Origin of the sequence: Aeromonas australiensis (assembly GCF_000819725.1) — a bacterium.
In the GTDB taxonomy this organism is placed as follows: Bacteria; Pseudomonadota; Gammaproteobacteria; order Enterobacterales; family Aeromonadaceae; genus Aeromonas; species Aeromonas australiensis.
Genome location: NZ_CDDH01000076.1, coordinates 21,603 through 30,339, shown reverse-complemented (window position 1 = coordinate 30,339; position 8,737 = coordinate 21,603). Strand labels below are relative to the sequence as shown.

At 58.9% G+C, this 8,737-nt stretch carries 6 protein-coding genes and 1 pseudogene; 5 read left to right on the top strand and 2 right to left on the bottom strand.

Translation table 11 applies throughout. From position 1 onward, the window contains the following. Nucleotides 1-224: 224 nt before the first annotated feature. Entirely contained in the window at nt 225-1,181 is a 957-nt protein-coding gene (locus BN1117_RS14240) for a LysR substrate-binding domain-containing protein (protein ID WP_040098403.1), read from the bottom strand. A 62-nt stretch (nt 1,182-1,243) separates the two neighbouring features. Continuing rightward, nucleotides 1,244-2,119 (bottom strand): LysR family transcriptional regulator, encoded by an 876-nt coding sequence (locus BN1117_RS14235; protein WP_040098400.1) that lies wholly within the window; start codon nt 2,117-2,119, stop codon nt 1,244-1,246. 95 nt (nt 2,120-2,214) lie between these two features. Between BN1117_RS14235 and BN1117_RS14230 the strand changes: the two genes are divergently transcribed. The 5 genes and pseudogenes from BN1117_RS14230 (at nt 2,215) to BN1117_RS14210 (ending at nt 8,727) form a co-directional block, all read left to right on the top strand. After that, nucleotides 2,215-3,438, top strand: a complete 1,224-nt coding sequence (locus BN1117_RS14230; protein ID WP_040098398.1) for an MFS transporter — start codon at nt 2,215-2,217, stop codon at nt 3,436-3,438. Between the two features lie 170 nt (nt 3,439-3,608). Next, nucleotides 3,609-4,478 (top strand): annotated as a pseudogene (locus tag BN1117_RS19135) (hypothetical protein). A gap of 139 nt (nt 4,479-4,617) precedes the next feature. Next, nucleotides 4,618-5,748, top strand: a complete 1,131-nt coding sequence (locus BN1117_RS14220; protein WP_040098396.1) for an FIST signal transduction protein — start codon at nt 4,618-4,620, stop codon at nt 5,746-5,748. After that, the gene (locus tag BN1117_RS14215) at nt 5,745-7,175 is read left to right on the top strand and encodes an HD domain-containing phosphohydrolase (protein WP_040098395.1); all 1,431 of its coding nucleotides are present in this window, start codon (nt 5,745-5,747) and stop codon (nt 7,173-7,175) included. Before BN1117_RS14220 ends, BN1117_RS14215 begins: the two co-directional genes overlap by 4 nt. A 16-nt stretch (nt 7,176-7,191) precedes the next feature. Continuing rightward, nucleotides 7,192-8,727 carry an HD domain-containing phosphohydrolase gene (locus BN1117_RS14210; protein WP_244463550.1) on the top strand — a complete coding sequence of 512 codons (1,536 nt, stop codon included), beginning with the start codon at nt 7,192-7,194 and terminating at the stop codon, nt 8,725-8,727. Nucleotides 8,728-8,737: the final 10 nt, after the last annotated feature.

The following is an 8,737-nucleotide window of genomic DNA, read 5'->3' as shown; positions in this document are numbered from 1 at the left end:
CCGCCGAATTCCCCGGCAGATGGTCTTGTTAGGGCGATAGCATGGTCTTTGATGCCTTTTTCATGGCGAAGATGGCCGATAGGCCGACTTGTCAGCCAGTGAGCAGCCCCATGGAGCCGAGCGAAAAAAGAACCCCCCTCTTTGAAAAAGTGGGGGGTTCTTCAGCAATCTGACGCCTCCCAATGGGAGGCGTTTTGCTTGTGAGGGCGACACATCCCCCAAAGTTAGCGTTGTGGTACCGTCAGATTACCCAGCAAAGCATCAAATTCTTCGCCAGGACGAGCCGCGCAGCAGAGAGTGACCTGCTCCCGGGTCAATTGCGGTGCGAGGCGTTCAATCAGATCGTAGAGATAACCGCACAAAAATGCCCCTCTGCGCAGCCCGATAGCGGCCACGCCACCAGATAGCCAAGGCACCGTCTTGAGCACCAAATCGCTATCGCGCTGAGGCTCCCAGGCAAAGGTAGCCATCACCCCGATGCCCATCCCTTGTCTGACATAGGTCTTGAGCACATCGCTGTCGCTCGCACAACAGGCGATCCGGCTCTCGGCATGAGCACAATCGGAGCCATGAGCAGCAGAGTACGCCCTTCCGTCAGTCACCAGCGCAAACTCGACCAGCTCGGCCGAGGTCAGAGATGTTGCTTTGGCCAACGGATGATCCTTTGGCAGCACCAAACCCCGTTGCCACTGAAAAGAGGGGAGCATCAGCAGATCGCCCCCCTCCTCCGGCTCATCGGCAAGCAGCAGATCGGCGGTGCCATCATGCACGGCAGTTCGGCACTGCGTTGCATTCCCCTGCATCACAGTGACAGCAACGTTGGGAAAGCGGGCCATGAATCCCTTGAGGATAGCGGGCAGAATATAACGGGCTTGCAGATGAGTGGCGGCAATGGAGAGAGTTCCCTGCTCCGGATGCACATGCTGCCTGGTCATCACCTTGATAGTGGCGACCTTGTCCAGCACCTCGGTCGCGACCTTGATCACCTCTCGGCCGATGGGGGTGATCTGGGTCAGGTGTTTGCCGCTACGCTCGAAGATCTGGATCCCCAGCTCATCCTCCAGCATCCGCACCTGTTTACTGATCCCGGGCTGGGAGGTAAAAAGGCTCTCGGCGGTGGCCGATAAATTCAGCCTGTGATTGGCTACCTCGACGATATAGCGCAATTGCTGCAGTTTCATGGTGTAGCCCTCAAGCGAACCCACCATTAATTGTAACAAACTTCTCGCAAGAACCGCCGCTATCAGGGCGCCCCCTCAATGAGCAAGAAGTCCCGCAAGGCACGATTGGCCATGGAGAGCGGATCGCCACGCCGCCAAGCCACGCAGAGATCGAGATAGATGGGCGGGTCGAAGGGCACGCCGCTCAGATCCGGCTCCTCTTCCAACACCATCCGCAGGAAGGTGGTCACCGCAAAGCCTTGCCGCACCACCGCCTTGAGCAGAGGGATCAGATTGCTCTCGAAGGCGATATCGGGTTCAACGCCCAGGCTCTGGGCCAGCGCCTCCATATGCTCCCGGTGATAGAAACCGCGGCGAAACAGCGCCAGCTCCTGGGCGAAAAACTGCGAGAGGGTCACGGCCGATTCACCGCGCAGAGGGTGATCGTCCCCCACCACCATCAGCATCTCTTCGCTCAGCAGATGCGCCCCCTCGATGGCGGGGGGCAGATCACTGGTGATGAGAATAGCCAGATCGAGGGAGCCATCCACCATCCGGCTGAGCAGCTCGCGGGTGCCCGCCTCCTCGACCCGGATCTTGAGCCCGGGGTAGCGGTGCTTGAAGGCCATCAGGCGCGGGGGGAAATAGTAGGAGCCCATCATATAGGGGATCCCGATCCGCACCTCTCCCCGCTCCAACCCCTTGAGCTCGGCCATCTCGGCCTCGGCCTGATGCATTTGCAACAACAGGCGCTCGGCATGGCGACAGAGCACCTCTCCCTCAGGGGTGAGCCGTACCGCCCGGTCCTGCCGATCAAACAGTCGCAATTCGAGTTGCTGCTCCAGCTTGGCAATGGCCATGCTGATGGCCGGTTGTGCCACATGCAGACTGTTGGCTGCCTTGGTAAATGAGCCGGCATCCCTGACCGCCAGCAGATAGGTGAGCTGTTTCAGATCCATGTATCAATTCATCTTATGAGATAGATAACTTAAATATATTATATTTATAACCGCAAGGACTCTACCCTGACCAAAAGTAGTCAGGACAATACGCAATGATTGAAGTTGGAAGTCGCGAGTGGATACGTGCCACCCTGGCCCTCAGCCTGGGCTCCTTTCTGGTGTTTCTGAACCTCTACCAGACCCATCCCCTGTTACCCCTGATTGCCGAGGTCTTCTCGGTCAACTCCCTCTCGGCCAGCTGGACCCTGGCAGGATGCACTGCAGGCCTCGCCGCCTCCCTGCTGATCTGCGCCAGACTGGCGGATCGCCATGGCCGTCGGCAAGTCATGCTGGGTACACTCACCCTGGCGATCCTGCTCTCACTGTTGATCCCGCTTGTTGAGCAGTTTGGCTCCCTGCTGCTGCTGCGCATCCTCCAGGGGGCGCTACTGGCGGGGTTACCAGCCACTGCGATTGCCTATATGGGGGAAGAGTTCAGCAAACGGGCGCTGCTCTCGGCGGTGGGAGTCTATATTGCCGCCAACTCCCTCGGCGGCATTGCCGGCCGGGTGGTCGGTGGCCTGCTGGCGGGCTGGTTTGGCGACTGGCAGCACACCTTTCTGGGGATTGGTATGATCAGCCTGTCACTGCTGCCGCTGGTCTTCTGGCTGCTGCCCCATCAGACCCGCTTTGTGGCAAGCGCCCCCGTTCGCGGCCAATTTGCCCGCGCCTTGCAGCAACACCTGACCAACCCCTTGCTGGTAGGGGCTTACCTTATCGGGGGGCTCAACTTTATGGTGTTTCTGAACCAGTTCAGTTATCTCACCTTCCTGCTGGCCAAGCCCCCCTTCTCCCTGCCCACCCAATGGCTCGGTATGCTGTTTCTCACCTATCTCTCGGGGACGGTGGCCTCCTCTCTGAGCGGCCGATTTGCCAACCGCTGGGGGGCACAACGGATGCTGCTGGTCGGGATCGCCCTGATGGCCCTCGGGAGTCTGTGGCTGCTGCAAGCTAGCCTGCTCGGTATCCTGAGTGGCTTGCTGGTCTCCAGCTTCGGCTTTTTCCTGGCCCATGCTTGCGCCAGTGGCTGGGTTGGCCAACATGTCGAACACAACCGGGCCCTCGCCTCTTCTCTCTATCTGGTGGCCTACTATCTGGGAGCCAGTCTGGGGGGGCTTTACCTGCACCCGTTTTGGGAGCAGGGCGAGTTGGCCGGGCTGGTCATGGGGATTGAACTGGTCCTCATTCTGACGGCAGGCTTGAGCCTCTGGCTCGGCCGCCTCAAGCAGCGAAGTCCATCGTCACTGTCTGCCCACCCCCCACAACGGCACGGATAACGGGGTCAGTGCAAACAAGGTCCCTCCCGCTCGATAGCCATCTTGCAGTCAAGCTGCACCAGATACCAAAAGGGGTCACTCCGGTGACCAGTACCGCTCAGTTACGGATCCATTGACCGCGCCTTCCCCGGTGTGAAAATCCGACATCTGTTGACTGGTTGCGGATTTGTATACCTATCGAGCAGGCCCTCGACGTCCTTCATGCCAGTAATACCAACCAGTCTGAGTTACGCTCTGACCTCATTCCCCCCAGCTCATCACCCTACCCAACTCGGCGAAGAGGGAGTGACCACAAGACGACCGCGCCTTCGTGCAAGCGCGCCAAAAGCTCGGGGGCAAAAGCATCGAGCTGCTGTTTCACGAGACCGCCTCCCTCTGACACCAGCAGACCAATCACCCCGCTTGGGCCGGTCTGCAACTGCTCGCCATCAATGACGTAATGTGGCGACCTCCCGGATACCCCGGACAATGTAGCCACGTTTGCCAAGTCTGGCCCCAGCATGGCAACTGCCAGAAACGCTAGCAACCCGCTTGCTGACCCGCACTATCAACGACAAGGATCGCCAGGTGCTGATCTCATTGCTGAACCCGATGCGTTTCCCGGGGGCCTACATCGTCGAGCGCGACAGCCACCGCCGAGTAATCGAGTTAGGGTATCAGGAGATGAAGCAGAGCCTGCAACCACAACGACTGACATGCGCAGCAAGAAGGCAGCGGGGAGATGGCAGAGGTTATAAGAGGCACTGTAGGCGTACCACCTGCTGCACAGCCAGATGGTAAAGATGGCGGCAAGTTTAAAGGGATACACGGCGAGTCAGCTGAGTTTTCACATGGCGTGGGTGTACCTCATCCATGAGTGGAGCTGTATGCCGTACTGGTCAGCGGGGAGTATCCCGAAGCGGGCGGCGGAGCTGGATAAGCAGGCGGGGCAGTTTGTAATGCCGGGGTGAAGGGCGCGGAGTTATCCCCGCAGTGTGAAGGCAAGACCACAAAAGTATGCGGTGCAAAAAGCCAACAAAAACAATGCCAGTCAGACTTAACTGACTGGCATTAGCCCCTGCCACGACTGAAATTTGCCTGTCTTTAGAATGGCTTATACTGACACATCAAATATTGATTGGTATTCAGCCAGCTCCCTTGCTGATATATTGATGACTGGCAGGAATGGAGTTCCGAGCGATGATGCAACCTACTTTTCATCAATTTGATGCGCATCCACTGACCGATACACTGCTTCCCTACCGAGGGGGACGACTCGATGTGTTGCTGGCCGAGCGGGATGCCGCACGTGTTGCCGAACTGCAGCAGCAGTGCCAACGCCTCGATATTCAGCTTTGCGGCGCAATCTTTCCAAGCCTGGTCAGCCAGCATGGTTTCCACGAACAGGGGGCTTGGCTATTGCCCCGCCCGGCATCCCATAATCCCCTGCTGATCCCACTCTCCTCTACCGCGAGCGCCGATGAGCTGGCCACCATCATCTGCGAGCAGCTGGCCCCTCGGATCTCCCAATGGCCGGTTCAACAGAAAGTCCCGACCCTCTTTCTCACTTTCGACGCCATGATCCCCAATATTGCCTCCATTCTGGAAGGGATCTATCTGCGACTGGCGGACAGGGTCAACTATGCTGGCGTCAATGCGGGCAGCGGCCAGTTCACGGCCATGCCCTGTCTGTTTGACAATCACAGTTTGCTGGCGCAAGCGGTCAGCTGCGTCCTGCTGCCCCATCACAGCTATCCCTTACTGGAACATGGCTATCAACTCACTGCTCAGCCCATGCTGGCCACCAGCAGCGAGGGCAACAAGATCTCCTTTATCGACTGGGAACCCGCCTTCAGCCGCTATCAATCCCTGATCCGGCAGCAATTCCAGCAGAACCTCACCCCGGAGCAGTTCTACCAGTACGGCGTCCACTTGCCGCTCGGGTTGCTCAGAGCCAATGGCGATGTGATCGTGCGGATCCCGGTCGCCGTCACCGAAGAGGGAGCCCTGCTCTGCGTGGGAGAAGTGCCTGATTACAGTATTCTCACGCTGCTCAAGGCGCCGCAAAGTCCGACCGCCAATGCCATCGAGCTGGCCGAGAAACTCAGCCAGCATGGTGTGCCTGAACGCATCGAGATCTACTACTGCGCCGGACGTCAGCAGCACTTCGGTACGCAAAGTGCGCTTGAACTGGAAACCCTCTTCACCCAAAGCGGAGCCCATGAGCTGGTCGGTGCGCTCTCCCTTGGTGAAATAGGCAGCCTGCGGCCTGGAGACTATCCGCTGTTTCACAATGGCGCCATTCTCTGCAACGGGGAGGGACGACGATGAACAATGACCACGCCATGACCATCGTATGCGATCTCGCCCTCTGCATTGGTCGGGAGGTTACACTCGATGCCCTACTCACCAAGGTGTTGCAACGCTTTATGTTTCACTGCGCCACACCGGTTGGTGTGGTATTGCAGCAGCAACGGGAAGGATATGAGCTGCTCAAGGTGATCGGCGACGAGCAGTTGCGCCAGCACACCGGCACCACCCTGACCCTGCCTGGGTGGGTCAGCGAGGAGGAGCACTGCCTGCTGCAACAGACGCTCCCCCTGCCGGGCAGCCGCACCTACCAGTTTGCATATCGGCTCAAGGTTGAAGGGGGTTATCTCATCTTGCTGCTCGCCCCCCAGCCACATCAGCAGATCGTACCGGTCTGCCATCTGTTCAGCCCGGTGCTCGGCAACCTGGCCCGCGCCATTTCCCTTTGCAAAGACAGCGAGCAGCTCGCCAGGCGCCAGCAGGCCGAGCTGCTCGACATGCAGCGCCTCAACGAGTCCCTGCTCAAGGCCATCCCCATCCCTGTATTCTACAAGGATGTTGAAGGGCGCTTTATCAGTTGCAACCCGGCCTTTACTCAAGTGACCGGGATCAGCAGGACCGATCTAGAGGGGAAGCGAGTAGACGAAATCCTGCCGCCAGAGATGGCGGACGAATATACCCAACGTGACATGGAGGTGCTGCGTAGCAGGCAACCGCAATATTTCGAACATACGCTGTTTGATCGCAGCGGCCACCGCTACCAGGTGCTGAACTTCAAGGATCTCTTCTATGACCATCAGGGCGAGGTGGCAGGTATCATCGGCGTCCTAGTCGATATCACTCATATCAAGGAGAGCGAGCAACGCCAGCGCACCCTGCTGTTTCAGACCATAGCGGCCCTCTCCTCCGCGATTGCCCACAAAGATCCGGTCACGGCAGGACACGAACGGCGCGTGCATGATCTCGCGCTGGCCATCGGTCAACAGCTGCAACTGCCGCAAGAGCAGCTGGATGGATTGGGTCTTGCGGCCATGGTGCATAACATCGGCCTGCTGCAGATCCCGGCGGAGATCCTCACTCGCCCACGGGAACTGAGGCCAGCTGAGTTCGAACTTATCAAACAGCATCCGGATACTGGCCGCGAGATCCTGCAACAGATTGACTTTCCTTGGCCCATCACCACCATAGTGATGCAGCACCATGAGAATCTCGATGGTAGCGGCTACCCGCAGGGGCTACAGGGAGATGGGATCTCGCTGGAGGCGAGGATTATACGGGTCGCCGACTCCCTGGCCGCCATGACGGCCCACCGGCCGTTCCGGCGTGCCCTCCCCCTCACCGATGCGTTCGCCGAACTGACGCGCTACGCCGGTGTGCATTACGACAAACAGGTGGTCGATGCCTGTTTCGCCGTCTGGCAAGCGGGCTACCGCTTTACTACCACCTGACTCTGGTTGCACCAAGATGATGTTAAAAGATCTACCGCCATCCATTCAGCCACCGGGCGTCAACTCTCACCCCACCGCAGCCCTGCTCCATCAGGTGATGGAACAGCTACCCTATCGCGTCCTGTTGAAAGATACCCGTTCACACTTCATCGCCTGCAACCGTCTGCTGGCCGACGATCTGGCCCTCACTCCAGCCGAACTGGTTGGCAAGTGCGATGCCGATTTTTTCCCGGCCGAGCTGGCCCAACGCTATCGGGATGACGATCTCCAGGTCATGGCCAGCTGCACAACCCGGCATCACGAAGAACCCTATCTGAAAGGGGGTGAAGACCGCTGGCTCAGTACCACCAAGTTTCCCCTGTACGATGAGCTGGGCAAGGTGATCGGCGTCGCTGTCTTCTTCGAAGATATCACCGACCAGAAACAGCAGCAGGAGCGTCTCCAGCAATATACCTGGACGCTTGAAGCCATTACCCGCGCCCACCATGCCATGCTCAAGCAGGGGGACGAGCAGACACTACTGCAGGAGATCTGCGATGCCATCACCTTCGATGGTCGCTTTCCTCTGGTGATCGTGCTGCAGGCCGCTGATCAGGACAGTATGCAGATCCTGGCGCAGGCAGGTCAGGCTATCTGGTTTGCCAGCGATGACTGGCTCACCCGGGATGTGGCCCTGATCCGGGCCATCAGCTCAGGCGAGATGCTTAACGAAGCACTCGGCATCGAACTGGTTCACCACTCCGCCACCCTGAGGGGCCGGCTGCTGCTGCCATTACCGTGGCAAGCCACAGTGCCAGGTGGCCTGCTTATTCACAGCACGCAGGCCAGAGCCTTCACCGATGAGGAAGTACACCTCTTCAACGGACTGGCTGACTACCTGACCTATGGCCTGCAAGCTCGTCGTACCCAGCAAGCCTATCTCGCCGCTCAGCGAGAAAAAGCCATGCATGCCCGTCAATTGGAGCTGGCCCTGGAGGATGCGCTGGGAGCCATCGCTGCCGTGCTGGAACAACGCGATCCCTACACCGCAGGTCACCAGAAGCACGTCGCTACTCTGGCGTTGGCCATCGGTCGGGAACTGGGGCTGGGTGACAAACAGTTACGTGGTCTTTATCTGGGCGCCATGGTGCACGATATCGGTAAAATCCAGGTGCCTGTCGAGATCCTGACCAAACCGGGCAAGCTGACCCCCCAGGAGTTCAATCTGGTCAAGGAGCACCCGACGGCAGGTTATCTGGTGCTCAAGGATATTGCTCTACCCTGGCCCATCGCCCGGATGATCCACCAGCACCACGAGTATCTCGATGGCTCCGGCTATCCGCTGGGACTCAAGGGGGATGAGATCCTGCTGGAGGCCCGCATCCTCACCGTCGCCGATATCGTCGAATCCATGTCCTCGGATCGCCCCTATCGCGCCGCCCTCGGCATTCCCCAGGCCAGGGAGCAGATCATCCAGATGCGCGGCCATCAGCTCGATGCGGATGTGGTGGATGCCTGTCTGCAGATCCTCGATCGGGGAGGCTTTATCCCCCAACCGCTCGGCAAGCCGTAACGACACGGAT